The organism is Alkalihalobacillus deserti (assembly GCF_020734105.1).
In the GTDB taxonomy this organism is placed as follows: Bacteria; Bacillota; Bacilli; order Bacillales; family Bacillaceae_D; genus Halalkalibacter; species Halalkalibacter deserti.
The window spans coordinates 18261-45076 of the sequence record NZ_JAJAFR010000020.1 but is presented as its reverse complement, the minus strand read 5'-3'; the positions used below and the strand labels follow the sequence as shown (position 1 = coordinate 45076).

General features: G+C 35.3%; 27 protein-coding genes and 2 pseudogenes. 21 read left to right on the top strand and 8 right to left on the bottom strand.

Translation table 11 applies throughout. The features are described from left to right. Positions 1-19: 19 nt before the first annotated feature. Genes dmpG through LDX58_RS21450 form a run of 4 tightly spaced genes read right to left on the bottom strand, consistent with a single transcriptional unit; the run spans position 20 to position 3195 of the window. Positions 20-1027: a 4-hydroxy-2-oxovalerate aldolase gene (gene dmpG / locus LDX58_RS21465; RefSeq protein ID WP_227939264.1), complete on the bottom strand. Its 1008-nt coding sequence runs from the start codon at positions 1025-1027 to the stop codon at positions 20-22. Between the two features lie 12 nt (positions 1028-1039). Further along, positions 1040-1921, bottom strand: coding sequence for an acetaldehyde dehydrogenase (acetylating) (locus LDX58_RS21460; protein WP_227939262.1), 882 nt, complete (start codon positions 1919-1921; stop codon positions 1040-1042). Then, the gene (locus LDX58_RS21455; protein ID WP_227939260.1) at positions 1918-2709 is read right to left on the bottom strand and encodes a 2-keto-4-pentenoate hydratase; all 792 of its coding nucleotides are present in this window, start codon (positions 2707-2709) and stop codon (positions 1918-1920) included. Before LDX58_RS21455 ends, LDX58_RS21460 begins: the two co-directional genes overlap by 4 nt. A gap of 12 nt (positions 2710-2721) precedes the next feature. Continuing rightward, a complete protein-coding gene (locus LDX58_RS21450; protein ID WP_227939258.1) occupies positions 2722-3195 on the bottom strand; it encodes a flavin reductase family protein in 474 nt (157 codons plus the stop codon). Between the two features lie 396 nt (positions 3196-3591). Here LDX58_RS21450 and LDX58_RS21445 point away from each other — a divergent pair, with 396 nt between their 5' ends. From LDX58_RS21445 to LDX58_RS21430, 4 genes are all read left to right on the top strand, one after another. Next, the gene (locus LDX58_RS21445) at positions 3592-5415 is read left to right on the top strand and encodes a helix-turn-helix domain-containing protein (RefSeq protein WP_227939256.1); all 1824 of its coding nucleotides are present in this window, start codon (positions 3592-3594) and stop codon (positions 5413-5415) included. Between the two features lie 331 nt (positions 5416-5746). Further along, entirely contained in the window at positions 5747-6952 is a 1206-nt protein-coding gene (locus LDX58_RS21440) for an acyl-CoA dehydrogenase family protein (RefSeq protein WP_227939254.1), read from the top strand. Between the two features lie 21 nt (positions 6953-6973). Beyond that, positions 6974-7942 (top strand): catechol 2,3-dioxygenase, encoded by a 969-nt coding sequence (locus LDX58_RS21435; RefSeq protein WP_227939252.1) that lies wholly within the window; start codon positions 6974-6976, stop codon positions 7940-7942. A 122-nt stretch (positions 7943-8064) separates the two neighbouring features. Continuing rightward, a complete protein-coding gene (locus LDX58_RS21430) occupies positions 8065-8886 on the top strand; it encodes an alpha/beta fold hydrolase (protein WP_227939250.1) in 822 nt (273 codons plus the stop codon). A 223-nt stretch (positions 8887-9109) separates the two neighbouring features. On the opposite strand, the pseudogene LDX58_RS21425 reads toward LDX58_RS21430, so the two are convergent. Further along, positions 9110-9220 (bottom strand): annotated as a pseudogene (locus LDX58_RS21425) (recombinase family protein); the annotation flags it as partial. Positions 9221-9398: 178 nt separating this feature from the next. On the opposite strand from LDX58_RS21425, the gene LDX58_RS21420 reads away from it, so the two are divergent. The 6 genes from LDX58_RS21420 (at position 9399) to LDX58_RS21395 (ending at position 13522) form a co-directional block, all read left to right on the top strand. Next, positions 9399-9572: a hypothetical protein gene (locus LDX58_RS21420; RefSeq protein WP_227939248.1), complete on the top strand. Its 174-nt coding sequence runs from the start codon at positions 9399-9401 to the stop codon at positions 9570-9572. Positions 9573-9666: 94 nt separating this feature from the next. Beyond that, on the top strand, positions 9667-9936 hold the full coding sequence (locus LDX58_RS21415; protein WP_227939246.1) for a cation efflux transmembrane domain-containing protein: 270 nt from the start codon (positions 9667-9669) through the stop codon (positions 9934-9936). After that, on the top strand, positions 9899-10165 hold the full coding sequence (locus tag LDX58_RS26855) for a cation transporter dimerization domain-containing protein (protein ID WP_227939244.1): 267 nt from the start codon (positions 9899-9901) through the stop codon (positions 10163-10165). Before LDX58_RS21415 ends, LDX58_RS26855 begins: the two co-directional genes overlap by 38 nt. Before the next feature lie 98 nt (positions 10166-10263). Continuing rightward, complete coding sequence (corA, locus tag LDX58_RS21405) at positions 10264-11220, top strand: magnesium/cobalt transporter CorA (protein WP_227939242.1); 957 nt, start codon at positions 10264-10266, stop codon at positions 11218-11220. A gap of 473 nt (positions 11221-11693) precedes the next feature. Beyond that, positions 11694-12692, top strand: a complete 999-nt coding sequence (locus LDX58_RS21400; protein ID WP_227939239.1) for a PstS family phosphate ABC transporter substrate-binding protein — start codon at positions 11694-11696, stop codon at positions 12690-12692. A 191-nt stretch (positions 12693-12883) separates the two neighbouring features. Further along, positions 12884-13522: a hypothetical protein gene (locus LDX58_RS21395; RefSeq protein ID WP_227939238.1), complete on the top strand. Its 639-nt coding sequence runs from the start codon at positions 12884-12886 to the stop codon at positions 13520-13522. A 68-nt stretch (positions 13523-13590) separates the two neighbouring features. Here the strand turns inward: LDX58_RS21395 and LDX58_RS21390 are convergent, their stop codons facing one another. Then, entirely contained in the window at positions 13591-13749 is a 159-nt protein-coding gene (locus LDX58_RS21390; protein ID WP_227939237.1) for a hypothetical protein, read from the bottom strand. Between the two features lie 283 nt (positions 13750-14032). On the opposite strand from LDX58_RS21390, the gene LDX58_RS21385 reads away from it, so the two are divergent. From LDX58_RS21385 to phoU, 5 genes are all read left to right on the top strand, one after another. Then, positions 14033-14977 (top strand): PstS family phosphate ABC transporter substrate-binding protein, encoded by a 945-nt coding sequence (locus LDX58_RS21385; protein ID WP_227939235.1) that lies wholly within the window; start codon positions 14033-14035, stop codon positions 14975-14977. Positions 14978-15041: 64 nt separating this feature from the next. Next, positions 15042-15983 (top strand): phosphate ABC transporter permease subunit PstC, encoded by a 942-nt coding sequence (gene pstC, locus LDX58_RS21380; RefSeq protein WP_227939233.1) that lies wholly within the window; start codon positions 15042-15044, stop codon positions 15981-15983. After that, positions 15983-16861 (top strand): phosphate ABC transporter permease PstA, encoded by an 879-nt coding sequence (pstA, locus tag LDX58_RS21375; RefSeq protein ID WP_227939231.1) that lies wholly within the window; start codon positions 15983-15985, stop codon positions 16859-16861. The genes pstC and pstA overlap by 1 nt, the downstream gene beginning before the upstream one ends. Before the next feature lie 118 nt (positions 16862-16979). Beyond that, positions 16980-17738 carry a phosphate ABC transporter ATP-binding protein PstB gene (pstB, locus tag LDX58_RS21370; RefSeq protein WP_227939293.1) on the top strand — a complete coding sequence of 253 codons (759 nt, stop codon included), beginning with the start codon at positions 16980-16982 and terminating at the stop codon, positions 17736-17738. Between the two features lie 18 nt (positions 17739-17756). Continuing rightward, positions 17757-18416, top strand: a complete 660-nt coding sequence (phoU, locus tag LDX58_RS21365; protein WP_227939229.1) for a phosphate signaling complex protein PhoU — start codon at positions 17757-17759, stop codon at positions 18414-18416. A 331-nt stretch (positions 18417-18747) separates the two neighbouring features. Here the strand turns inward: phoU and LDX58_RS21360 are convergent, their stop codons facing one another. Next, complete coding sequence (locus tag LDX58_RS21360; RefSeq protein WP_227939227.1) at positions 18748-19467, bottom strand: response regulator transcription factor; 720 nt, start codon at positions 19465-19467, stop codon at positions 18748-18750. Between the two features lie 324 nt (positions 19468-19791). On the opposite strand from LDX58_RS21360, the gene LDX58_RS21355 reads away from it, so the two are divergent. From LDX58_RS21355 to tatC, 6 genes are all read left to right on the top strand, one after another. After that, positions 19792-21414: a Na/Pi cotransporter family protein gene (locus tag LDX58_RS21355; RefSeq protein WP_227939225.1), complete on the top strand. Its 1623-nt coding sequence runs from the start codon at positions 19792-19794 to the stop codon at positions 21412-21414. Then, positions 21404-21685: a hypothetical protein gene (locus tag LDX58_RS21350; RefSeq protein WP_227939223.1), complete on the top strand. Its 282-nt coding sequence runs from the start codon at positions 21404-21406 to the stop codon at positions 21683-21685. The genes LDX58_RS21355 and LDX58_RS21350 overlap by 11 nt, the downstream gene beginning before the upstream one ends. Positions 21686-22170: 485 nt before the next feature. Then, entirely contained in the window at positions 22171-23805 is a 1635-nt protein-coding gene (locus tag LDX58_RS21345) for a PhoX family protein (protein ID WP_227939221.1), read from the top strand. Between the two features lie 55 nt (positions 23806-23860). Next, positions 23861-24049, top strand: a complete 189-nt coding sequence (locus tag LDX58_RS21340) for a hypothetical protein (protein ID WP_227939220.1) — start codon at positions 23861-23863, stop codon at positions 24047-24049. Positions 24050-24065: 16 nt separating this feature from the next. Further along, positions 24066-24269: a twin-arginine translocase TatA/TatE family subunit gene (locus LDX58_RS21335; RefSeq protein ID WP_227939218.1), complete on the top strand. Its 204-nt coding sequence runs from the start codon at positions 24066-24068 to the stop codon at positions 24267-24269. A gap of 70 nt (positions 24270-24339) precedes the next feature. After that, positions 24340-25065 carry a twin-arginine translocase subunit TatC gene (tatC, locus tag LDX58_RS21330; protein WP_227939215.1) on the top strand — a complete coding sequence of 242 codons (726 nt, stop codon included), beginning with the start codon at positions 24340-24342 and terminating at the stop codon, positions 25063-25065. Positions 25066-25826: 761 nt separating this feature from the next. On the opposite strand, the pseudogene LDX58_RS21325 reads toward tatC, so the two are convergent. Further along, positions 25827-26254 (bottom strand): annotated as a pseudogene (locus LDX58_RS21325) (SRPBCC family protein). Positions 26255-26816: the final 562 nt, after the last annotated feature.

Here is a 26816-nt window from a genome sequence, read left to right as displayed (position 1 = left end):
AATACCCTCCCGCACCGCACTAATTTTGAACTGCTATTCTCTGAGCAACATCATAAATTAAATCCTCTTGACCACCAACAGCCTGCATACGACCTAGTTCAACCAAAATATCGCGTTCGTCAACACCAAAACGTTTAGCGGCAACCTGTGTGTGTAAAAGAAAACTTGAATATACACCTGAATAGCCCATAACCAAGCTTGAACCTGTTACTTCTTGTGGTCTTGGCATAAATTTTGCTACAACATCATTTGCTACATCCATAACTTTATAAAAATCAATGCCTGTTTGATACCCAAGACGTTCAAGAACGGCAACCATTACCTCTGTTTGTGTGTTTCCACTTCCAGCACCTAAAGCACGTAAACTACCATCGATAAATGTAGCACCTGCTTCAACTGCTGCAACCGTATTCGCCATAGCCATTGATAAATTATTATGCCCATGGAAACCGACTTCACAGCCGACTGATTGCTTTAATGCAGAAATACGATTGGTAACATCCTGAGGTAACATATAACCTGCAGAGTCTGTTACATAAATGACCTCCGCACCGTAGCTTTCGAATAGTTTTGCTTGTTCCACCATTTTTTCTATGGATGCCATATGAGACATCATTAAAAAACCAACTGTTTTTAAACCTAGCTCACGCCCTAATGCAATATGCTGAGCTGCAACGTCTGCCTCTGTAACATGTGTTGCTACACGCACCATTTTTGCGCCAGCTTTTACGGCATTTTGTAAATCACTTTTCACACCGATACCAGGAATTAACAGTACTGAGATTTCCGCCTGCTTACACTCATCCGCTGCAATTTCGATTAACTTTAACTCGTCATGTGTAGACAGACCGTACTGTAAAGACGATCCGCCAAGGCCGTCTCCATGAGATACTTCAAAATAGCGGACGCCCGCTTCATCTAGCCCTCTTGCTGTTTCACGCACTTGTTGCGGAGTAAAAGCATGCGACATCGAGTGGCTTCCATCACGAAGTGTTACATCTAATATTTCAAATGATCTTTTTTCCATTTGTCCCTCTCCTTACGCGTTTGTCGCTAATAATTCTTTTGCCATTTCATTGGCTACTTTAGCAGCTGCAGCGGTCATAATATCCAAGTTACCTGAATAGGCAGGGAAGAAATCGCCTGCACCCTCAACCTCTAAAAAGACCGATACACGCTGCCCCTCAAATTGTGGTGCCCCTCGTAAACGATAGCCTGGCACATATTCTTGAACTTCTATTACCATTTTCTCAATTGAGGCGATAATTTCAGCTTCATCGAAATTCGCATCCTTGATTAATGCATTTACTGTGTCACGCATAATAACTGGTGGCTCTGCAGGGTTTAAAATAATAATTGCTTTTCCCTTTTCAGCTCCACCAACGTCTTCAATGGCTCGTGCTGTTGTATGTGTAAACTCGTCAATGTTAGCACGTGTACCTGGACCAGCGCTTTTACTAGCAACAGTTGCCACAATTTCCGCATACTCCACAGGTACAATTCGACTAATTGCATGAACAATTGGAATCGTTGCTTGACCACCACATGTAACCATGTTGACATTTGACGATTCGAAATTAGCTTTTAGATTAACAGGTGGTACAGTAAATGGACCGATTGCTGCTGGCGTTAAATCAATCACTTTCTTTCCAGCTGATGTTAGTAAGTCGCTATGCGCTTTATGTGCATATGCACTCGTCGCATCAAACACGATGTCGACTAAATCTAATCGCTCCATTAAACCATCAATTCCATTTGAAATGACTGTATATCCTGCATCTTGCGCGCGTTTGAGTCCTTCAGAATTTAGATCAATCCCTACCATGACACTCATTTCTAGTGAATCGCAGCGTTCGATTTTATACATTAAATCCGTCCCGATATTTCCTGAACCTATTATCCCTACTTTTAATTTGTTCATTTTTTCACCTCTGCCGCTTGAAATGAAATACTTACTTCCCCTAACTCACCGAAGTCTGCCTTAAAGTGGTCGCCATTTGTAAATGGCATTGCTTTGGATAATGCACCTGATAAGACAAACATGCCTGGTTGAATACTAATATCATAACGACCCACTTCATTTGCTAACCAAACTATAGCATTTAGTGGGTTTCCTAATACCGCATCACTAGTCGCTTTGTCAGTGCATTCATCATTTTTATATACCGTCATACCTATATTAGCGATATCAACATTCGATAATAGAGTTTTTCGAGTACCTAATATTGCGCCAGCCGATGATCCATTATCTGCGACTGTGTCTTCAAACTTAATACGCCAATCTTCTATTCGACTATCAATAATTTCAATTGACGGTACTACATAGTCCGTAGCATGAATCACATCTTGTATCGTCACATTCGGTCCTTTTAGAGATTCCTTAAAGACAAAGGCGATTTCAAATTCTACTTTTGGTTGTATAAATTGTTCCTTATCTATAGCAGTATGTTCTTGAAAAACCATGGTATTTAAAATAAATCCATAATCTGGTGTATGCACATTTAACATTTCTTGCATCACTTTGCTCGTTAAACCAATTTTTAGGCCTTTTACAACGGCTCCTTCACTTACTTTTTGCTGTATTTGATGCAATTGAATTCGGTAGGCATCATCGGCAGTAATATGTGTATCTTTTTCAGTTAAAGGAGCAATGGGCTGTTTTAACATCTCTGCATCTAGTAATTTCCGTGCTATTGCCTGGAATTCCATTGTCTCACCTTCTTACGATTTTTTTGTTTCAAGGGTTGTTATTTCACAGTATTGTCCAGTATAAAAGAGGAGAGGATTTTTTTCTTCTAGCTGAATATCGGTTACTTTCCCAATAAATAATGTGTGGTCCCCTTCTTCATATACAGATGCGACATCACATGTTATTTGTGCAATTGCACCCTCTATTACTGGTAGGCCATCTAAAGTAGCAAACTGTACTTCTCCTTGTGGCTTTCCAGAAAAATGTTTTGAAACCTGTTCTTGATCCTCAGCTAAAATATTGACTGCAAATCGCTTCGATCGTGTTACCTTTTCTAAAAAACGTGCGTGATGCCCGATTGAGATCACAACTAATTTGGGATTTAATGAAACAGACATGAAGGCATTCGCTGTCATTCCGTGAATATCCCCTTCATGATTTGTTGTTAATACCGTCACACCCGTTGCAAATTTGCCCATTGCTTTTCTAAATAATAAATCATCCATTTTAAATTCTCCTTTACATTGTGATATTTTAGTTAGATACTGAAAATGTAATCGCTTACTTCTTTTAATTTTCGGACTTTTTTTAATAGTTAGTGAATCTTACATTTCGAGCATAGCATCTTAATAAGTTTAAAAAAACAACTGTAAAGTAGCTATTTTTTATTAATTTTAGTACAAAATGTTTAAATGTTTTTTTAGAATACTAAGCCATTAGGAAACTATGAGTATTTTAATAGTATAGACATTCGGTTGATTAATACTTTCTATCTTCTTATTGATCCATCATGCATCAACAAAAGATATTACGAAATAGCAATTCTTGTTTCGCTAGCTTCTAGCAAATAACGCGTATTGAGATAGAAGGTCAAAACAATCAAAGCAAGGAGTGAAATAAAAATGCAATTTAATCAACAATCATACTTAAAAGATGCGTTTGACTTTCAGAAAGAAACCGTTATAAAAGGGCTTTATGAACGCGTGATTACGATACCGATTGAAGCAAAAACAGCGTTAAAAAAAGAGCTTATTACAGTAATTGGTGAAGAAAGAACAAAAGGTGTATTTACACGATATGGCTGGCATTGTGGTGTAAGTGATGGGGAAAAATCGAAGCTGTTTAAGTGGGAAAGCGTTTGGGATGCAGTATATGCTGGACCTAAATTTCACATGTTACATGGTTATCTAGATAAAGTAGAAATTCTAGAAATGCGTACTGATAAGGAACAGCTTGAATTTATTGAAGTACTGTGGATTAATACATTTGAAGCAGAGGAACATTTAAAAACAAACGATTTGGGTACCAAACCGGTTTGTCATACATTATGTGGCTATGCCAGTGGTTACTTATCAACAGTCTTACAACAACCAATCCTAGTAAAAGAAATAGAATGTCGTGCTATGGGTCATGAGCATTGTAAATGTGTTTGTATGCCTATTGAAAAGTGGGGAGACGAAATTGCAAGTGAACAAGTTTATTATCAAGCTACTAGCATCATTAAAGAACTGGATGAAATTACAGAAAAACTTAAAATCGAGCGCGACCATTTAACGAAAGCTAATGACCTCCATCAGCGTTTAATTGAGGAATTGTTATCAAAACAAGGAATTCAAAAGGTGGTCGACATTTTATTTGAAACCACGGGTTTAACTACCTTTATAGAAAATGAAAATCATCAAATTCTTGTTCAAGCAGGTCATCTAGATGCACCGCTTGATTTACAACTTTTCAAATCAAAACATACTACTTTTACGCGCTATTCAGATGATCTTTCATTGTTACGCACACCTATTTTCTATGAACAGCAAATAAAGGGTTATTGCTCATTTCTTTATACCGGAGAAGATCAACCTAATGAACTTGACTATATGATCATTGAAAGAGCAGGATTGACATCTGCGATTATCTTACTGAATGAAAATATTAAAATTAATACAGAGCAAAATATTAAACGAAATTTTTTAAATGATATTTTAGAGCGTCGTTTAAAAGAAGAGGAAATGTATAAAATTTCTTATTATTTGAATTTTAATTCCTCTTCAGCATACTGGATGCTCACACTCGATCGTAATATGAAGGAAGCCGAATACGAAATTGCATTTAATGAGGAGTTAATTCGATATATTAACTTGTTTTTAAATGAGCGCAATATTAATTCGATTGTTTCACAAAAGCTCGATAAAATTATAATTTTAATTGAATACCCTACTTTTGAAAATTTGAATATGACGCAATCAAAATTTATCGATCAATTATTAAAACATTGCTTGCGACGATTTTCTAAATATAGATTCTTCATTGGCGTAAGTACAGTGATTCAGAAGTTTATGGATATTACGGTGCTTTATAATGAAACTTTAGCTGCCTTACGTGCCACAAACGAACAAATAAATATCTCTTATTTCAAAGAACTTGGTATTGAAAGTGTATTGTTCCAAATACAAGATGAAGTTTTAATTGAGCGTTTTGTAAATCAGCATATTGGCAAGTTATTAGTGATAGATAAAGAATTCGATTTAATCAAGACTCTTTACGCTTATATAGATAATGGCAATAGCATTAACAATACAGCAAAGAAGATGTCGATGTCTATTAGTGGTTTACGCTATCGACTTACTAAGATTAGTGAAATCTTAAATCAGGATTTGACTGATACACAAGCTTTATTTTCTATTTACTTAGCCATTAATATTTTAAAATCAAAAGGGACAATTAATATTTAAATTAAGTAGTCTTGCCTCTCATTAACGTGGCAAGGCTTTTTTATGTTGCAATCGGTAAAAAATCATCATACTTGTTCAAATTTTCATTTATATTAAAAAAACATTATGGCAATGATTATAACTTATAAAGTATTGATACTACATTATTAGACATTTTCTAACTCTTCAAAAATTATATATTAGAAAAACATTTAAAAGTAAATGTTTTAAAATACACTAATTTTCCATAGATTTCATATCTATTTTCTGATTTTTCTGTTTGTTATGATGTATTTAATTCTAAACCGCAGATAAACGGGTTTGGAAACGCTTACAAAAAGGAGGAATTGAAATGTCAATCAATCAATTAGAAGTACAAAAAACGACAGTCAACCGAGATGAACTACTCGAAAAAGCAAAGCAAATTGGGCTTATTGCTGAAAAATATTCTTCAGAAGCAGAACAAAATTCCAGACTTTCCGATGTTGTTATCGAAAAAATCAAAGAAGCTCAATTCCATAAGTTACTACGTCCAAAGGCATATGGTGGACAAGATTTAGATTATTTCACGTTTGGTGAAATGATTCGGACTATCTCCAATTATAGTGTGCCAGCAGCTTGGTTAAGTTACTTCTTCGTAATACATGAAACATGGCCAGCTTTTTTACCAAAAGAAAGTCGTGATTTAATGTTTAATCAAGGTGGTTTAATGGCGGATGTATTTGCACCTGTTGGAAAAGTCACAGATGACGGAGAAGGTTATCGTTTATCTGGTCAGTGGAACTTCTGTAGCGGTGTTTTGTGGAGTGACTGGATTGCATTAGGTGCCATTGCGAAGTTAAAAGATGGAACAGAGCCAGAGTATAGTTTGTTTATCGTGCATAAAGATGACGCTGAAATCATTAACAATTGGGATACATTAGGACTACGCGGTACGGGTAGTAATGGTGTTCGATTAGATAACGTCTATATCGCACCAAATCGTGTATTCAAAATGTCACGTGTGTTGGCCGGTGAAGGGCTTGGCGAAGATAATTATGAACCAGATTATCAAATTGCGAATGTACCATATATGCAATTCTTTTTAATGGGCTTCCAATTTATCCAAATCGGGGGGGTCGAACGACTCATTCAAATTTTCCAGGAAAAAACAGAAAATCGTATTCGTATTTTTAATAATAGTCAAAATGAAAAAGAGGCTGCTAGTAGTCAACGTGTGTTAGCAGAATTGAAGATCCAGCTAAGTGCGTTAAAAGGCTTGGCGAATGAGTACGTTGAGAAGTTAACCTACTATCAAAAAAATAGTATTGTAACTTTGGATGAAGAGGACCGTGAAAAATTATTCGCAATTCGTGGGTACGTTTCGAAAAATGCAGCAGAAATGGCGTTACGTATTATGCTAACTCTTGGCGGTAATTCTGTATTTAAGAGTGATCCGACAGAAATGTTTGTTCGTGATATTATCACTGTCGCAACGCATCCAACGCATCTTTATGAAGATTCCATGGCAGCTTATGGAAAATCCATTTTCGGCTTTAAAGGAAACCCTGTGTGGTAAAAATTTGAGGAGGTAAGGAAAATGACAAATGAACCGATTTTAGATGTTGCACAATTAGCACATGTTGAAATTTATAGTACAGATATTGAAGGATCTGTAAAGTTCTTTAGAGAGATTTTAGGGATGGAAGAATCACATCGTCAGGGTAATTCAGTTTATATGCGCGCTTACGAAGACTTCTATCATAATACATTAATCATTACCGCAAATGATGAGGCAGGATTAGGGCATATTGCTTGGCGTGCAACTTCTCCACAAGCTTTAGAACGCCGTGCACAAGCGATTGAAGCATTAGGTTATGGTATTGGCTGGATTGATGGGGATATTGGACATGGCCGAGCATATCAGTTCAAAACACCAGATGGCCATAAGATGGAGATTTTATGGGAAGTGGAATATTTCCAAGCATCAGAGGAACAAAAAACCCCACTTTTAAACCGTCCTCAAAAGCGTCCGGCTCGTGGTATACCAGTACGTCGCATTGACCATGTGAACTTATCAGCTAGCGAAACAAATAAAAATGTAGAGTTCTTAGAAGAAGCACTTGGGTTTAAAGTGCGCGAGCGTATCTTAGATGAGGATAATAAAGATATAGCTGCATGGTTAAGTGTAAGTAACTTAGTACATGACATCGCAATTATGGGCGATGCTTTAGGTGAAACAGGTCGTTTACACCATATTTGCTACTGGTATGGCTATCCACAACACTTAGCGGATGTTTCCGATCTATTAATTGAAGCCGGATTCAAAATTGAAGCCGGTCCAGGAAAGCATGGTGTAACCCAAGCTAACTTTCTATATGTCATAGAACCAGGTGGTAACCGCGTTGAATTATTCGGTGATTCAGGCTACCAAATTTTTGATCCAGATTGGAAAACAATCGAATGGAAAGGTGAAGATTTAGAGCATGCGATTATTTGGCATGGCTCAAACTTACCTCAGGAATTCTTCGAATATGCAACACCTGTTAAGCAAAAGTCAAAAGTTTAATTAATGATTAAGTTTAATACATTTAAAAAATGAAAAATGAATTTCTCGACATTTGCTAGAACAGGCTAGAGGAAACTATTAATAGTTTCTTCTAGCTTGTTAGATTGGAAGGAGCAAAAATGATGACAACTATCACTTCAAAATATATGAACATAAACGGAATTAACACACATTATCACGAGGAAGGTTCCGGAAAAGAAAAAATTATTTTAATTCATGGATCAGGTCCCGGTGTATCTGCTTTTGCAAATTGGCGCTTAATTATCCCTCCACTAAGTGAGAATTATCAGGTGTTTGCACCAGATATTATCGGATTTGGTGAAACAGATAAATTAGAAAATAATCAATATACCGTTGATTTATGGGTAAAGCATTTAATTAGTTTCATTGAAGCGGTATCTGACGAATCTGTATATTTAGTCGGTAATTCAATGGGTGGTGCTTTATCCCTTCATGTTGCCGCGCAAAGACCAGATCTTGTAAAAAAAATAATATTAATGGGAAGTGTTGGTATCCAACATCCCATTTCAGAAGGATTAGAACGCGTATGGGGCTATGAAGCAAGTTTAGAGTCTATGCGCGAACTAATTAAATTATTCTCATATGATCAAAAAGCAGCAAATAATGAAGAGTTAGTTCGTCTACGTTATGAAGCGAGCATGAGATCTGATGTAAAAGAATCTTTTGCGGCAATGTTCCCAGAGCCACGTCAACAAAAACTAGATGAATTGGCATTGACAGATGAACAAATTCAAAATATTCAAGTGCCAGCATTGCTATTCCACGGTTTGAACGACCGAATTATTCCAATTGAAAAAACAAGTTACAGACTTATCGAATTGTTACCACATGCAGAGCTCCATGTTTTTAATGAGTGCGGACACTGGACACAAATCGAAAAAACCGAGCCGTTCGTGGAGCATATTTTAACATTTATTAAATGAATAGAAAAAAATATACTAACAATAGTAGTACAAACTAAGGATATGGTTTGTACTACTATTTTTATAGTAGGTGTATCAACAAAATTTCAGAAATTTTGTACGTATTACTTAAGCGCTACTGTCTCCTTATCACTAGTTAGAATGCTAGTTTAAATTCTTCCGAAATAGTAACCTTTGATCGACCAAAAACTGTGCCACGCTGCCGTTTTCGCATTCAATCTCATTCTTTTTCAGCTATCCACGAAAGAATCTGTAATACAATATCTGCATGGATGTTCTTTGTAATGTCGTTCCACTCGTTCAAAATTTCTTCTTTGTTCCTACCAAACCGATCACGATTAGTGAATTAATTCCCCGTAAACAAAGTAAAAGTATCCGTTCCGAGGATGTATTAGTAAAGACCTTAAAAACCCGTATCCAATGAACAAGCTGAGCAACCAAGTGGTTCAAATTATCCTGAAGAAGATTTAGAATGGACTATTGCATTTGGCCCTGGTGGTGGTAATGACCTAATGTCACGTACAATTGTTGAAATTCTACAAAAACATCACCTCTACGATGGTAATATTCTTGTAGAAAATAGAGAAGGTGGAAGTGGAGCGGTTGGTTGGAATTATGTTAATCAACAAAAAGGATATAACTACGCAATTACATCAACAAGTGGAAACTTCATCACGACTCACTAGTATCGGATACAGAATTTAATTATGCATCTTTTACACGAATTGCACTAATGGCAAATATGATTTTCCTTGTGAATGCAGATTCCCCATACAATCTTTGCTGAAAAAGTTAAAAGCAAACTCTTTAAAGGCTGCTGCACAAGATAACCTAGCTGACTCTCTCGTTAGTATTGGTGCGTTTATCGGTATATTAGGTTCACGGTTTGGTTTGGCATGGCTTGATACGATTACTGCGATTGTAGTTGGATTAATTATCATTAAAAAAGCAATTGGAATATTTAAAGAGTCTGTTCTTGAACTTACAGATGGTTTTAAAGTCGAAGAATTAGATGAAACTAAGAAAACGATTAAAGATAACCGAAATTAAAAAAGTTAGAAGTATTAAAGCGAGAATGCACGGAAACCAAACATTTGTTGATATTATTATTGTTACAGACCAGACTCTTAGTGTATTTGAAAGTCACCAAATTACTGAAGAAATTGAGAATAGTCTTTTAGTAAAAAACATGATATCGAAAATGTTCATATTCATATTGAGCCAAAGTGGGATCTATGGACACGAATTGAACAAAATTCATCCTCAGAGTTATGTATAGGAAATTTGGCAACTCATTTATTTTAAGGTTAATGACACAGATTAGTAAAAAAAGGTATATTGTTTATTGAAGTTACTATGTAAGAGGGTGTAAATACTATGATAAATGTCATCGGAGTTACTAATGAAAATCATTTAGAAAAAGATATTTCTATATACAACGCAAACTTCGCTAAATATAAATGGTTTTGGGTTGATTTTAATGAACCTACTGATGAAGAGATAAAACATTTAGCGAATACTTTTCACTTTCATCCACTTGCTATTGAAGACTGCGTACAGAGGCTTCAGCGTCCTAAATTAGATTATTACGACGACCACACTTTTTATGTTACACATAATGTTCGTGAAGAAGAAAAAGATATTATTAAAGAGGAGTTAGATTTTTTTGTGGGGGAAAATTTCCTGGTCACTTTCCACCGAATGCCATCAAAAGAAATTACTTATGTTTGGGGTAGATTGATGTCTGGAAAAAATTATGAGAATTGGGATACATTTTATGTGTTTTATGAAATTCTGGACAAGATTGTTGATAACTACTTTCCACTAATTTATAAAATTGAAGATGAATTAGATAAGATTGAAGATAACACGCAGAATAAATCTATGAGTGATTTAATGACTGAATTATTCGATACACGATACATGCTGTTAAATCTTAGGCATACAGTCAATCCAATGCGTGATTTACTTTACCGGATGTTAAACTCTCACCATTTGAATGGCATTAGAGAAAGAAGAGAGTATTTTTCTGATATATATGACCACCTCCTAAAACTATCGGAAATGGTTATGTCTAATAGAGAAGTTACTGCAGATATAAGAGACAGTTATCTCTCATTGAATTCACATCAAACAAACAATGTAATGAAAGTTCTCACAATTATTACTTCTATTTTTGCTCCTTTAACATTCATTGCAGGGATATATGGGATGAACTTCGAAAATATGCCAGAGTTAACGTGGAACTACGGTTATTTTCTTACACTTAGTTTAATGGGGATAATGGGTTTATCAATGTATCTTTGGTTTAAGAGAAAGGGCTGGTTTAAATAGTGGAAATAGTGTGAACGTATGCAATAGTAAAAAAAACTGTTGCTCTTGTTTGTTCAACTATTTACTAGCAAAGCATAATAGAAAGAACAGAATAAAATTGATGGATGATAGCAAAAGCTAGCAAATAAATTTAATGAAAAAACCGCAGAATAAGTTATATAACCATAAAAAGCTTCTCATAAGTTCACTGAACTTGTGGGAGGCTTTTTTCAATGAATGACCGAGGGGGGAGGTACCGATTTTAATAATTTAGTAGTTGCAATTTTCCTGATGGTTTAACGTTAAAGAAGGTCCGATTTACATATTCATCTCTGACCGTCGTAATGGCTTTTTTATGAAATGCTAGTTTTCCTTTATAAATTATTAATACAAATTTTCAAAACATTTACACTTAGTTCATAATTCCTTAAATATAGTATTTTATACTCACTCTTGTAAGCAAATAAACAAAACAAGCAGGGGGAAATGAAAAAATGAAGTTTTTCAAAAGCTCGTCAGCAATTCTAGCAATATCTAGTTTAATGGTTTTGTCAGCATGTGGAACTGAACAAGAAGAAACATCTGGGGCAAGTACAGATGCAAGTGCAAATGCAAGCACAGACACAACTGCAGATGCTGAAGTGACTGTTGAACAACTTGAAGGGGAAATTGCTATTGATGGCTCATCAACGGTGTTTCCCATTTTAGAAGCTGTTTCTGAAGACTATTCAATGGAACAACCAGGTGTGAAAGCCCCTGTTGGTGTCTCTGGTACAGGTGGTGGCTTTGAACGTTTTGTTGTAGGTGAAACAGATATGAGTAATGCTTCACGACCTATTAAGGAAGAAGAGGCTGCTCTTGCAGCAGGAAATGGCATTGAATATATTGAATTAGAGCTTGCTTATGATGGACTTTCAGTAGTAGTAAGCAAAGATAACGATTTCGTTGATTATTTAACAGTTGATGAATTAAATAAAATGTGGACAGATGATACTGTTGAAACTTGGGCTGATGTACGTGATGGTTGGCCTGAAGAAGAAATTAAGTTCTTTAGTCCAGGACATGATTCTGGTACGTATGATTACTGGAGTGAAGTCATTTTACAAAAAGAAGATATCCGAAAAGATGCTCAATTATCAGAGGATGACAATGTTCTTGTAAATGGTGTTGCGGGAAGTAAAAATGGAATTGGCTATTTTGGTTATGCTTACTATATTGAAAACGCGGATAAATTAAATGTAGTTCCTGTTGACAATGGAGAAGGTCCTGTAGAGCCAAGTGAAGAAACGATTAACAGTGGAGAATACGCACCACTTTCGCGTCCAATGTATCTATATGTAAATGTAGAATCATTGCAACGTCCTGAAGTACTTGATTATATTACATTCATGAACGAAAACGTAGGGGATCTTTCACTTGAAGTAGGATATATTAATATGCCACAAGGGACATATGACAAGAATGCTGAAATTATTGAAGCAGCTATAAAATAAGAACTAGTAGAGGGTGCTCAAATAAAAGAATCTAACTTTCTGGGAAACTGTTGAGGAAATGGTGACCTATAACAGAAGTTAGAGGCTTAAGAGACACCCTCTTTCTTTTTAAAGGTTTGAAAAAACAAATATTTGCATATATAACTCTACTTAATGGTAGATGCTGTTCAAGGAAAATGGGGGCATTACGAATGAAGAAATTTATAAATAGAGAGAAATTCAATAAGGGTATAAATAGTAAAGAAGAAGACTGCAAAAAAGGAGATAGTAAATGTAGAGAGGCATTTTTCCCATCATTTTTCATTCAGTACGAGATTATTGATTATTTTTCTAAGCATTTTGATTCTATCTTTAGGTACGATTGGCTTTATGAGGTATACGCGGCAAAAGATATGTTAATTGTTGCAAATGAAAAGAGAATTGAGAGAGAAATTAGAGTTAGTCAAGAAATGGCGCAGTATTTGAAACTTTCATATATAAATGATTTAGAACAGTTTGAGAAACAATTTGAGTATGACATTCGTGCTCAAGCAGTCGAATTGATTCAAGACGGTTTAAATGCTGACTTTTTTCAAATTGATGAAGAAGGTACGATTAAGCCATCTAATGTAAGTAAGACGACATCGCTTGAATTAGATGAAAAGATACTTTCGAATATTTTACATGATACAGAAGGGAAGATATACCACAAAAGTAAAGGTGAGGATTACATAGTAGGCCATTTATATGTTCAAGACATAAGAAGTACCATCGTGATCAGGGTACCCACCGAGAAACTAGATGAATTATCAAGAAAATTAAAACAGTTAACGAACCAATTTAAGATGTAAATAGAGCACTTTGTGTGGGAGACCGAATAATTTAAGCAGACAAAGTGCCCAATTTTAAAATGCAACTTTTACTCTCTTCGCTTGTTATGATTGACACTATTAATAAAATATCCTAGATGAGTGATGTCATCACTTTCATTGTCTCCATAAAATTCACGTTGAATCTGTTTATTAACATCCGTGGCAGAATTATTCTTCTTTTCTCTTCGACGCTTTTTATTGTCCATATTAAGCTCCTTAATTTCAATCTTAAAAATATATTTATTACAATCCCTCGTTTTCCTCCTACTATACATGCTAGAAGAATATAAAAGAAAATAACAAAGGTTGTTTAATTTTAATGCAATAAGGAATATTAAGCGTAATAACTTGTTAATGTTTAAAATCCAAGATATTCGTTCATTCGACAAAATTTACAAAACCTTTACATTGAATCCACAATTCCTTAAAAAAAAGGGTCTATAATCGGTCTTGTAAATAGATAAAAATTTTTTCAGGGGGATTTCAAAAATGAAATTATTCAAACGTTCTTCAGCATTACTAGTAATTTCCAGCTTCTTCGTCTTAACAGCATGTGGAAATGATCAAGGGGCGCCTGAGAATGATGGGGAGCAACTTGAAGGGGAAGTGGCGATTGATGGTTCATCTACCGTATTTCCAATTTTAGAAGCTGTTTCTGAGGATTATTCCATGCAACAACCTGGTGTTCGAGCGCCTGTAGGGGTATCTGGTACTGGTGGTGGCTTTAAGCGTTTTGTCATTGGTGAAACAGATATGAATAATGCTTCACGTCCTATTAAGGAAGAAGAAATTGCCCTTATGCAAGAAAATGGAATTGACTATATTGAGTTAGAAGTAGCTTATGATGGACTCTCTGTTGCTGTAAGTAAAGAAAATGACTTTGTTGACTATCTTACAGTTGATGAATTAAATAGAATGTGGACGGACGGTAATAACATTGAAACGTGGGCTGATGTTCGTGAAGGTTGGCCAGAAGAAGAAATCGAGTTCTTCAGTCCAGGACATGATTCAGGTACGTATGACTATTGGCATGAAGTTATTTTACAAGATGCAGACATTCGAAAAGATGCGCAAATGTCAGAGGATGACAATGTTCTTGTAAATGGTGTAGCTGGTAGCAAAAATGGAATTGGCTATTTCGGATATGCTTACTATATTGAGAATTCAGATAAATTAAAAGTAGTACCAGTTGATAATGGAGACGGTCCTGTAGAACCATCAGAGGAAACGATTAATAGTGGAGAATACGCCCCGCTTTCTCGTCCAATGTATGTATATGTCAACGTGGAGTCGCTACAAAAACCTGAAGTACTTGATTATATTACATTCATGAATGAAAATGTTGGAGAATTATCTCTTGAAGTAGGATATATTAATATGCCGCAAGAGAAATATGATGAAAATACTAGCAAGATCGAGGAAGCTTTACAATAGGACAAACAAGGGTAAGTTGTAATAATTCTTACAACTTACCTTTAACCTGTTAGGAGGGTTAAAGTTGGGGAACAGTAATGGTAAAAAGATTCAAGATATCATTGCAGAAAAAAAGTCATCAAATAAAAGTTTTGATGTAATAGTAGAACGAGCAATGCCTAAATTATTTTTAATCTGTGCAACGATTTCTATTCTGACAACAATTGGAATTGTTTTTACACTCTTATTTGAAACTATTACCTTTTTTAATCACGTTTCAATTATTGAGTTTATAACAAGTAAAGAATGGTATCCCATGCACTCTGATCCAAGCTTTGGGATATTGCCTTTAGTATCAGGTACTCTGCTCATTGCTCTGATTGCGATGGTTATAGCTATTCCAATGGGCTTAGGTGCAGCTATTTATTTAAGTGAGTATGCTTCAATGAAAACAAGAAAAATCATTAAACCAGTATTAGAAGTTTTAGCTGGTATTCCAACAATTGTCTATGGTTTCTTTGCTTTAACATTTGTTACTCCTTTACTGAAGAACTTCATACCAGATCTCTCCATTTATAATGCCTTAAGTCCTGGTATAGTTGTTGGGATTATGATTATCCCAATGATTGCTTCATTATCAGAAGATGCTATGAGTTCTGTTCCACGTTCGATTCGTGAAGGAGCTTATGCAATGGGATCTACCCGGTTTGAAGTTGCTATTAAGGTTGTACTACCTGCTGCTCTTTCAGGTGTCATGGCATCATTTGTGCTAGCCATTTCAAGAGCGATTGGAGAAACGATGATTGTAACAGTTGCAGGGGGAGCGAACCCTGTAGCTACATTAGATGTAACCTCAGCCATCCAAACAATGACAGCTTACATTGTTCAAGTTAGCTTAGGGGACGCTGGTTATGGAACAACTGTTTACTACAGTATTTATGCTGTAGGTATGACATTGTTTGTGTTTACCTTGATCATGAATTTACTCGCTTTCTTTATTTCAAGGCGCTTTAGGGAGGAATACTAATGAAGTTGGTTAGTGATAAAGAACTAGCGTCAAAAATGTCAGGGCGACTAATGAAAAATAAATTTTATACAGGGCTCTTTTTTGTCGCTACTTCGTTCGGTTTAATTGTATTAGCTGTTCTTTTGTTTCGGATTTTCTCGCAAGGAATAGGATATTTGAATCTTGATTTTCTTACTAATTTCGCTTCAAGAAGACCAGCAGATGCAGGTATTAAATCAGCGATATACGGTACGGTATGGTTAATGGTTGTAACAGCTCCCATTGCTTTTATATTAGGAGTTGGAACGGCGGTTTATCTAGAGGAATATGCCAAAAAAGGAAAATTTACTCGCGTTGTCCAAATGAATATCACCAATTTAGCGGGTGTACCGTCTATTGTTTTCGGTTTATTGGGTTTAACGTTATTTGTCCGTGGTTTGGAATTGAATAGAAGTGTTTTAGCAGGGGCTCTTACAATGAGTTTGCTTATTTTGCCTATCATCGTCGTTGCTTCACAAGAAGCTATTCGGGCTGTACCTCGAGAATTACGTGAGGCATCGTTAGGGATGGGGGCAACAAAATGGCAGACGATTCGTCGGGTAGTATTTCCGGCAGCACTGCCAGGTATTTTAACGGGTAACATATTAGCTTTATCAAGAGCAATCGGAGAAACAGCACCTTTAATTATGATTGGAGCACTTACGTACGTTGCCTTTGTGCCAACCAACTTACTTTCTCAATTTACAGTCATGCCTATCCAAATTTTCAACTGGACTAGTCGTCCACAAGAAGAATTTCATTATGTAGCTGCAGCTGGAATTATTGTGTTATTAGTTATGCTACTTATCATGAATTCAATCGCTGTTTATATAAGAAACAAATTCCAAAGACATTATTAAATCTTCTCATATAAAGGGGTGTTTTATCTTGGCTACGGCGGTTATAGAAAAGAAAAAAGAGGAAACAAAAGGGAAAGAGAAGGCTCAGATTGAAAACAAGGCGGGTGATCACCAAACAATGGATAACTCTGTTTTTGATATTAAAAGTTTGAACTTATGGTACGGACAGGATCAAGCTTTAAAAAATATCACATTTGGTATCCCAGAGAAAAAGGTAACAGCGATTATTGGACCATCTGGATGCGGAAAATCAACCTTTATAAAAACGTTAAATAGAATGGTGGAAATGGTTCCAACTGTTAAAACGGCTGGTGATATTCTTTATCGAGATCGTAGTATCTTTGACCCGAAATTTCGTGTTGAGGAATTAAGAACAAAAGTAGGTATGGTCTTTCAAAAGCCTAATCCGTTCCCTAAAACAATATATGAAAACATTGTTTATGGACCGAGAATTCACGGGATTAAGGATAAAAAGCTTCTTGATGAAATTGTGGAAAAGAGTCTAAAAGGTGCTGCAATTTGGGAAGAAGTAAAAGATCGACTCCATGAAAATGCTTTTGGTCTTTCTGGGGGGCAGCAACAAAGAATTTGTATTGCACGCTGTTTAGCGATTGAGCCAGATGTAATCTTAATGGATGAACCAACTTCAGCGTTAGATCCAATTTCAACGTTAAAAGTAGAGGAACTAGTTCAAGAATTGAAAAAAGAATTTAGTATTGCAATCGTTACTCACAATATGCAACAAGCAGCTCGTATCTCTGATAACACAGCGTTTTTCTTAAATGGAGAAGTGGTGGAATATTCTGATACTAGTACGATCTTCTCTAATCCAACTGATAAGCGTACAGAAGATTATATTACAGGTCGTTTCGGTTAATAAAGGAGGGAGATCTAGATGGTTATTCGTGCAAATTTTGATGCTGAGCTAAAAGAGTTAAAGGATCTTCTCCTAAAAATGGGGCAAATGGCTGAGGATGCTTTAAACAAGTCGATTGTAGCGTTAAAAGAACAAAATACTGAGTTAGCACTTGAAGTCATTGACAAGGATTATAAAATAAATCAACTAGAAGAAGAAATCAATGATAAGGGTATCTTAATGATTGCAAAGCAAGCACCAGTTGCAACAGATTTAAGAAGAATTATTGCAGCATTAAAAATCTCCAGTGACGTTGAAAGAGTAGCTGATAATGCGGTAAACATCGCTAAATCAACTATTCGAATTGGAGGTCAACCCTTTATCAAACCGATTATAGACATCCCCGAGATGGCGAAACTTACACAATCGATGCTTTCGGACTCTCTTAAAGCTTATTACGATGAAGATGTTGAACTAGCAAGAAATGTTGCTGAAATAGATGATCAAGTCGACAAAATGTACGGAAAAACAGTTAAGGAATTAATGGGATTAATGAACAAAAACCCTGATTCAATTGAGCAAATTACTCAACTGTCCTTTATATGTCGATATCTAGAACGTACAGCTGACCATTGTACAAATGTATCAGAAAGTATCGTATACTTAATAAAAGGTAAGCGATATGAATTAAATGAATAATAATAAAAGGATATTCACTTTTTGTGAATATCTTTTTTCATTGTTCTACAATCTGAATGGATGGTACCATTAATTCCTCTTAAAAAAGGAGTTTTTATTTTTATATCTCCTTTAATCATTAAATAAAAAAGGATGTGAGCTTAAGATCGAGCTCACATCAAAGGGGATGTTCTTCTTACAAATAGAAATTGTTCTACTTGATGGCAGGGATGATACCGTTCAAAAATAGTATAAATGAGAAATGTTAATTTAATATAAAACTAATGTAAAGAAAAGGTTAATTATCTTTTGGATACGGAATATAAGGATTGTAGACTGGGGAATTATTCGGTTATTTAGGTTCCTCCATTTTGTAACCAAGTCTTCGGACTGTCTTAATATAAACAGGCTTTTTCGAGTTGGACTCAATTTTCTCGCGAAGATTACTAATATGAACATCAACACTTCTCGTACCACCAACAAAATCATATTCCCAAACGGCATTCAATAACTGATCTCGTGTTATAACTCGTCCTTTATGTTTAGCTAAATAAACTAGCAACTCAAATTCTTTCGGAGTTAATTCAACCCGGCGATCCTGGACTCGCACCTCATGATGCTCAGAATTAATATTAACATCTCCAATTTTAATAGTACTGTCAACACTTTGTGGTTCCATTGTATTAACACTATGTAAAAAAATTGCTTGGGCACGTCTTAATATTGCTCTAACTCTTGCGATTACTTCACGAGGACTAAATGGTTTGGTCATATAATCATCAGCACCAAGCTCTAGACCCATTATTTTATCAAATTCATCAACCTTTGCTGTTAGCATTAAAATCGGTGTCAGCACTTTCCTTTGTCGAAGTTGTTTGCAAACTTCTAGACCATTCATTTTAGGTAACATGATATCAAGAATAATCAAATCAAAGGTTTGTTTAGTAGCTAACTCTAATGCAGATTCACCATTCATAGTCGTTACCACAGTAAATCCAGCCTGTTCTAGGTTAAATGTTAATAGAGTGAGTATAGCTTCTTCATCATCGACGATTAATAAACGTTGTGACATAATTGATCCTCTCCATTTACCATAGCGTACAAAAAAATATTTTTTTATTTAGTGTTAATCCCTTAAAAAATCACTTTATAAATTGCTCCAATGATAGTAAGCGTACTTTGTAATTGCTGTATCAAGTATAATGTTTTAAATTCTAGTTTAACAATTATTATTATGATATCCTAGAAAGTGGACTTATTAATCAGCAGTACTTAAAAAAATTTACGAAATCTTTACATTAAAACTATTTACAATTAATTTTTACTTCTATACGATATGTGAGGGGAATTTTTATTTGAAGAAAAATGTCGAATGAATAAGAAGAGGGGTTAATTAATGGATTTGAAAGAGCTACTTTTTATGTTTTTTGGTGGTCTGGGAATCTTTTTATTTGGGATTAAGTACTTAGGCGACGGTCTTCAAAAAGTTGCAGGTGACGGGCTTAGGGATATGCTTGATCGTTTTACAACAAACCCATTAATGGGTGTGTTAACAGGGATCTTTGTAACAGTCTTACTTCAAACAAGTACAGGATCAACCGTATTAACCATTGGTCTTGTAAATGCTGGCTTTATGACATTAAAGCAAGCAATCGGCGTAATTATTGGTGCTAATATAGGAACAACTGCAACAGCCTTTATCATTGGGATTAAAATCTCGGCGTATGCACTTCCCATTGTAGCAGTAGGTACATTTTTAATTTTCTTCTTTAAAAATAATAGAATTAACAATTATGGACAAGTCGTCTTTGGATTTGGTGCTTTATTTTTGGGACTTAATTTAATGGGTGATGGTCTAAAACCGCTTCGAGACGTACAAGCTTTTGCAGATTTAACAGTGAGTATGAGTGAGAACCCTCTTTTAGGTGTGCTTATTGGTACTATTTTTACAGTAGCGGTTCAAAGTTCATCAGCTTCAATCGGATTGCTTCAAACCCTTTTTGGGCAAGGATTGATGGATTTGAATGCGGCATTACCTGTTCTTTTTGGAGATAATATTGGTACGACCATTACAGCTGTGATTGCTGCAATAGGTGCTTCGATCGCTGCTAAGCGTGCAGCATTAACACACGTAATATTTAATTTAATTGGGACAACTCTTGTATTGATTCTATTAAGACCTTTTACTCTTTTAGTTGAGTACATTCAGGCTAGCTGGGGATTAAGCCCTGAAATGACAATAGCGTTTGCACATGGTATTTTTAATGTGTCGAATGCTCTTATACAATTGCCTTTTGTTGCAATCCTTGCATTGATTGTGGTCAAATTAATTCCGGGACAGGATACAGCAATTCCCTATAAAGCTCTTCATTTAGATGAAAAGTTTATTAGGCAATCTCCTGCTATAGCACTTGGTCAAGGGAAAATGGAAGTTCTACGTATGGCCGAATTATCGGAAAATGGTGTGAGAGAGGTAAGTTTTTACTTCAAGACACAAAGTAAGAAACATAGAGAACTCATTCCACAGTATGAAGATGCTATTAACAATTTAGATAAAAAGATTACAGATTACCTTGTACAAGTTTCTTCCCATTCTTTATCTGGTCAAGATTCAAAAATCCACCATACATTATTGAATACGGTAAGAGATCTTGAACGTATTGGGGATCACATGGAAAACATCATGGAGCTTGTTGAATATCAAATTACAAATAAGGTTAAGTTTTCTGAATCTGCTATTTCTGATCTAGATGAAATGTTTGATCTTACTTTATCTACGCTTAAACAAGCCATTAAAGCTTTAGATACGGAAGATATTAATGAAGCTCGATCAGTTCTTGAAAAAGAAGAGAAGATTGATAAAATGGAGCGCGACCTTCGTAAGAAACATATCATCCGTTTAAATGAAAACAAATGTACTGGACAAGCTGGTATTGTTTATGTAGATATTGTTAGTAATTTGGAACGTATAGGTGACCATGCAGTGAATATTGCAGATGAGGTAATCGGTGAAGAATAAAGGAAGAAAAACGACTAGAGGATTTGCTCTAGTCGTTTTTGGTGTTTTATTGTATTTTAACAGCAGTAGTAAATACCAAAATATTGATTTAATAACTTTGAGGTGGTTAAAGATGACAGATAAAAATGATCAAGCATTAATAAAGATCTATTTTCATTGGTCAGGAGGGAAAAACCGTACAGGAACGGGTGCTATAGGAACACTTCTCTCATTAGGGGAAGCAAAAACAAAAGAAGAAGCTGAAAAGATGGTAACTGAGATCCGGGCCTAAATTAGTATTAAGCCTAAAATGAAAGAAACGTTGAAGAGAATTTATAGTTAAGCTATTTATATAAAGATGAAAAAACGACTGGATGGGGTTCCGGTCGTTTTTTCGTTTGTCGAATGAATACCTTTTTGGATAAGGATTCGTTCATATTATATCCAGTAAATACTCTTGGTACAATGAAATTAACCTAATTTTAACACTCTTTACATAACTTTCACAATCTCAAGTTTCCATGTGAAAAAGGGGAAAGTTTTAACATAGGTCTATTGACCAAGTTAAGTTCCTCAATAAAGAAATAAATTAAATAAGACTTCTGTTACTAGTTCTACAAACAGTGAGACTCTTAACTATTCTCTTTAGTTACAAAATTCTCCATTTAAATTCTTTGCATTAAAGTAACAAATATTAACAATCGGTCAATATTGTCTAAACATTTACACTTTATAATAAAGCTTGTAATTAAAAAATTTAACAATGAGGTGTTCGAATTGTCTAAAGAATTTAGTCGGCGTAAATTTTTAACTTACATGGGAAGTAGTACTGCGGCATTGGTTGCAGCATCATCAGGGCTTGATATGCTAACAAATAAAGCTAGTGCTATGACAGCAGATCATTTAATGGATGGACAAGCAAAGGGTAGCGGTAAACCATTTACTGTTCCTTTTAAACCTGTTGAACGATCTTGGGAGAATGAGTTAATTTTGCCAAAAGGCTATAAATATAACATTATTGCCTCTTATGGAGAGGAGATTAACTCGAGAGGTGAAATTTTTGGCGATCAAGCAGACCTAACAGTTTACTTTCCGATCGATAGTTTAGAAGGTGGAACCAATTCAGATGAGGGGTTAATTTGGGTGAATCACGAATTCCCAGACCCAGGAAGCTATATGAAGATACTGGGAATTAATGAAGCGAATTTTGATAAAAAAAATCTAAAGAACTCTCCTAAGCTATTAAAAATGGAAAAAGAAGCAGTTGGTGGTTCTGTTATTCGTGTGAAAAAAGAAAAAGGAGAATGGAAGCTAATAAAAGATGATACATATAACCGTCGAGTAGATGGGACAACTACTATCGAATTAACAGGACCTGCTCGTGGAAGTGCTGCTGTCAAAGGTGCAAAAACAGTTAAAGGTTCTATTGGAAACTGTAGTGGAGGACGCACCTTCTGGAATACGGCATTATCTTGTGAAGAAAATACGGGTTATGCTAGTTCGTATGGATGGCCTGATTTTACTGAAGAACATTATGGCTGGGTTGTGGAAGTGGATCCATTTGATGCAACTAAACCTGTACGCAAGCATACAGCATTAGGTCGTTTTGCTCATGAAAATACAGCAATGGGCTTAACAGAAGACGGTAGAGTTGTGGTTTATATGGGGGATGATAAACGTGATGAGTGCTTTTATAAATTCATTAGTGAGAAAAAACTCAATCCGAATAACCGTGATGCAAATGTTGATGTTTTGGAAAAAGGAATATTATATGTAGCTAATCTTGGAAAACAACAATGGATCGCACTTGATTATGCAAAGAATTCAGCTCTTCAGAAAGAATTTTCTGATCAAGCTGATGTCTTAACGAATGTACGTGCAGCAGCTCGTGTTGTAGGAGCAACATTATTAGACAGACCAGAAGATGTTGAAATTCATCCACATGATGGAACTGTATTCTTAGCATTAACGAATAATTCGAATCACGGAAATTTCCATGGCCAAATTGTCCGATTTGTTCCTGAAAATGGTGATCATGGCAGTGATTCATTTACGTTTGAGGTATTTGTTGCTGGCGGACAACAAAGTGGCATCACTTGTCCTGACAATCTTCACTTTGATAGTAAAGGAAACCTTTGGGTTGTAGAAGACTATGGTGCTACAGAGGACAATGTATATGCGGCTTATAAAAACTGTGGTGTGTTCATGATCCCAACAGATGGTAAAAATTACGGTATCCCACAGCAATTTGCATCAGGTCCAAGAGGCTGTGAAGTAACAGGCCCATGGTTAACACCTGACGAAACGACATTGTTCTTAGATGTTCAACATCCTGATACTTGGAATCCGTATCCAGGGCATAGCTTTGGTCGTTCATGTTTAGTCGCCGTTCAAGGTGGTCGTTTTAAATAAACAGTTTGCTTCTATAATATAAATATTTTTAATTGGAGTGGAAGGAGCATTATGGATGATCATCGTATGTACTAAACATGTGAAGGAAGGTTTAAAGGTCATTCACCTTCCACATATTCATTTAATTTCTAATCAAGAGAAAAGATTTGGAAATGACAAATGTCAGATTTGTAATCAAAAAGCCGATTATAAACTGTTTAATTACTTTCCTCAAATGGAGCAGCGACTTAAAACTGTCATATGAATAGGAGGTCATTTTTATGTTGCAAAATATAGGCATTCCTGGTTTGATATTGGTTCTCATTATTGCATTAATCATTTTCGGCCCTTCTAAATTACCAGAGCTCGGTCGTGCGGTGGGATCAACATTAAAGGAATTTAAGAAATCAACACGAGAATTGGTTTCAGATGACGAGCCAGAACTAAAGCAATCAAAAGCTGAAAATGAGAGCACAATGAAATAAAATAAATCTTGTAAGATGTAAGTAGCTCATTTAAACTTACATCTTCTTTTTATAACCAGAGGTGTAAATAATGGAAAAAAGAGGTATGGATATTATTGGTCATTTGGAGGAAATGCGTAAGCGTCTTATCATTATAGTAGGTACTTTCATAGTTTTTTTTATTTTATCTTTTATTTATGTTCAAAATATATATAACTGGCTAATTAAGGACTTATCAATAAAGCTGGCTATTTTAGGCCCTAGCGATATTTTATGGGTATACTTAATATTATCCAGTGTGTTCGCTCTTGCAGGAACGATACCAATTGCAGCTCATCAAATATGGTTATTTGTCCGACCAGCATTACATAAAAATGAGCAAAAAGTTACTTTAGCTTATATACCAGCTTTATTTATACTTTTTATTTTAGGGATTTGTTTCGGGTATTTTCTAATTTTCCCGATTGTTTTTAACTTCCTTCTTTCATTGTCAGAAGATATGTTTATGAGCTTCTTTACGGCGGAAAAGTATTTTCGCTTTCTGATTAATTTAACCCTTCCATTTGGGATTCTATTTGAACTTCCAGTCGTTATTATGTTCTTAACAAGTATTGGAATATTAAATCCTTATCGCTTACAGAAATTTAGGAAATATGCTTATTTTGCCTTGATTTTGACTTCGGTACTAATAACACCTCCGGATTTTTTGTCCGATATTCTAGTTATCATCCCATTGCTCTTTCTATATGAATGCAGTGTTTTATTATCAAAGGGTGTTTATCGTCGAAAGCAAAAAACTGCTGAATTAATGGTCTAATTATTTAGTTGAGTATTAAGCAATGTTACAGAGGCCTAGTTTAGATTTAAACAAAGATAAGATATCGGTTCGATAGTATACTAAGCAAGAAAAGCACCGGATTTCCGGTGCTTTTTTAGGTGGGGAAATGTGAGGCGCGAGTTTTGTCTATTTGTGTCGAAAAGTTAAAGAGTCGCTATCGGCTCATTTTAGAAATTTGTAATTAGCAGATAAAACGCCAAATTAGCCAAGGAGCAAAAGGTGAGATTTTCTACTTAAGTATTTTCACGCAACAAAAGGAAATTGTCTCTTTATAGCGAATATTATCATAAATTGTTGAAAGGATGTGGTCGTAAATTGATCGTTCCCCCCCGCGAAAACCCACTTCGACTCAAAAAGCAGCAGGCTTTACCTTAGATATACCCCGCACCATCACGCTAAATATAAGTTGATAAAAGAGCAATTAGCAAAAGAATCAGCATTGTTTTAAAGGTGAACAATCTGTAAATTACCCTCTTAGGTTTCCTCTCAGAGACAACTCCAGAGCAGTGAGCACTCGTATTTGTATGGTATTTAGATGAAAAAAATAGTAACAAAGGGCTTGAGGTTCAATTCCTCAAGCCTTCAATTTTATTATGAACTTTCTGCTTCGTTCGCTTAAGAAGAATCTATTATAATAATCTAAAAAAGACATTAATACGGATATTCCAATCTTATCTCTCATATATTCTAAGGTCACGACTTTTGAATAAGCGCTTGTTTTTTTTATGTAGATGTTCCTTCTATTGAACTACTTTACGAAGTTTATCATTAACAATCGACTCCCAACCATTGTCCATGCGATTTCTAATTTCTACATTTGTTTGAGATGGTGCTGGGATAATGGCAGCAGACTACCCCCAACCAGCATGAATGAGAGTGAAATCCGTCTTGTTTCCTAAATCCTTTAGTTTAAATGTAACATTCCAGCCAAAGTCTCCCCAAGAAAAAACCAGAAGATTTGGTGGTTCTAATTCTAATATTTTACAAAGAGTTGGATTAAAAGGTGATTCGATCGTAAATTCATGACAAGTTCACTCTTGAAATCATTTGGCATAAATCAAGAATCAATACCTTCAGAGGTTGCTACGGCTCTCCAAACCTTTTGAATATCTGTATTAAATACAGCATTTTTATGAATTTCTGGTGTTCCTGACGAATTCTCGCTCATTTTTAACTACCTCCAAAGACGTTTTATATTTAGCCTACGGTTACTGCCGACAAAAATGATAATTGTTCACTACACGGTTCGCTAGTATTTCCGCAAGTTTCTAGATATTTCACTATAATTCACCAAATTACCTTCATTTTTCTAATCGATTATTGTTCACAATTAACCAAGAATAAAAGAGCTTATAAAGCTAAGAATGTGTTAAATTGTGTGAATTTTCCTGTGGAAGCGTGGAAATTAAGTAAGTTCCAATGTTCCCTTCAAGTGATCAAATCTACTTACAATATGTAGTTCAAGAATGAGAAGTCATAAGTTTTGAAGGGTTAAAGCCATAATAGATTTTGTATGTTAAGCCGAAAAAAATAGCGTAAGTAAAGAACATTGATATAGAGACTGAGGTTAAATACGCTAGAGCTAGTCTAATTCTGTTCTTCTTTGTTAAGCGGACGTAAAATAAATTCAAATAATGTGTAAATGGAAGAATAATGGAGATAATGAACGTTTTTGTATTTTTGTAACCGTTTTCAAGCGACTTTTAAGTATGGCAGTTATGTGATATGAT

Excerpts from the sequence above, each read along its gene's own strand:
- LDX58_RS21360 (WP_227939227.1), bottom strand. The coding sequence starts at position 19,467 with ATGTCACAACGTTTATTAATCGTCGATGATGAAGAAGCTATACTCACT.
- LDX58_RS21340 (WP_227939220.1), top strand. The coding sequence starts at position 23,861 with ATGATCATCGTATGTACTAAACATGTGAAGGAAGGTTTAAAGGTCATT.
- LDX58_RS21420 (WP_227939248.1), top strand. The coding sequence starts at position 9,399 with ATGTCACGTACAATTGTTGAAATTCTACAAAAACATCACCTCTACGAT.
- phoU (WP_227939229.1), top strand. The coding sequence starts at position 17,757 with ATGGTTATTCGTGCAAATTTTGATGCTGAGCTAAAAGAGTTAAAGGAT.
- LDX58_RS26855 (WP_227939244.1), top strand. The coding sequence starts at position 9,899 with ATGAAACTAAGAAAACGATTAAAGATAACCGAAATTAAAAAAGTTAGA.
- LDX58_RS21455 (WP_227939260.1), bottom strand. The coding sequence starts at position 2,709 with ATGGAATTCCAGGCAATAGCACGGAAATTACTAGATGCAGAGATGTTA.
- LDX58_RS21460 (WP_227939262.1), bottom strand. The coding sequence starts at position 1,921 with ATGAACAAATTAAAAGTAGGGATAATAGGTTCAGGAAATATCGGGACG.
- LDX58_RS21390 (WP_227939237.1), bottom strand. The coding sequence starts at position 13,749 with ATGGACAATAAAAAGCGTCGAAGAGAAAAGAAGAATAATTCTGCCACG.
- tatC (WP_227939215.1), top strand. The coding sequence starts at position 24,340 with ATGGAAAAAAGAGGTATGGATATTATTGGTCATTTGGAGGAAATGCGT.
- LDX58_RS21450 (WP_227939258.1), bottom strand. The coding sequence starts at position 3,195 with ATGGATGATTTATTATTTAGAAAAGCAATGGGCAAATTTGCAACGGGT.
- corA (WP_227939242.1), top strand. The coding sequence starts at position 10,264 with ATGATAAATGTCATCGGAGTTACTAATGAAAATCATTTAGAAAAAGAT.
- LDX58_RS21400 (WP_227939239.1), top strand. The coding sequence starts at position 11,694 with ATGAAGTTTTTCAAAAGCTCGTCAGCAATTCTAGCAATATCTAGTTTA.
- LDX58_RS21435 (WP_227939252.1), top strand. The coding sequence starts at position 6,974 with ATGACAAATGAACCGATTTTAGATGTTGCACAATTAGCACATGTTGAA.
- pstA (WP_227939231.1), top strand. The coding sequence starts at position 15,983 with ATGAAGTTGGTTAGTGATAAAGAACTAGCGTCAAAAATGTCAGGGCGA.
- LDX58_RS21385 (WP_227939235.1), top strand. The coding sequence starts at position 14,033 with ATGAAATTATTCAAACGTTCTTCAGCATTACTAGTAATTTCCAGCTTC.
- LDX58_RS21335 (WP_227939218.1), top strand. The coding sequence starts at position 24,066 with ATGTTGCAAAATATAGGCATTCCTGGTTTGATATTGGTTCTCATTATT.
- LDX58_RS21445 (WP_227939256.1), top strand. The coding sequence starts at position 3,592 with ATGCAATTTAATCAACAATCATACTTAAAAGATGCGTTTGACTTTCAG.
- pstB (WP_227939293.1), top strand. The coding sequence starts at position 16,980 with ATGGATAACTCTGTTTTTGATATTAAAAGTTTGAACTTATGGTACGGA.
- LDX58_RS21395 (WP_227939238.1), top strand. The coding sequence starts at position 12,884 with ATGAAGAAATTTATAAATAGAGAGAAATTCAATAAGGGTATAAATAGT.
- LDX58_RS21430 (WP_227939250.1), top strand. The coding sequence starts at position 8,065 with ATGACAACTATCACTTCAAAATATATGAACATAAACGGAATTAACACA.
- dmpG (WP_227939264.1), bottom strand. The coding sequence starts at position 1,027 with ATGGAAAAAAGATCATTTGAAATATTAGATGTAACACTTCGTGATGGA.
- LDX58_RS21355 (WP_227939225.1), top strand. The coding sequence starts at position 19,792 with ATGGATTTGAAAGAGCTACTTTTTATGTTTTTTGGTGGTCTGGGAATC.
- LDX58_RS21440 (WP_227939254.1), top strand. The coding sequence starts at position 5,747 with ATGTCAATCAATCAATTAGAAGTACAAAAAACGACAGTCAACCGAGAT.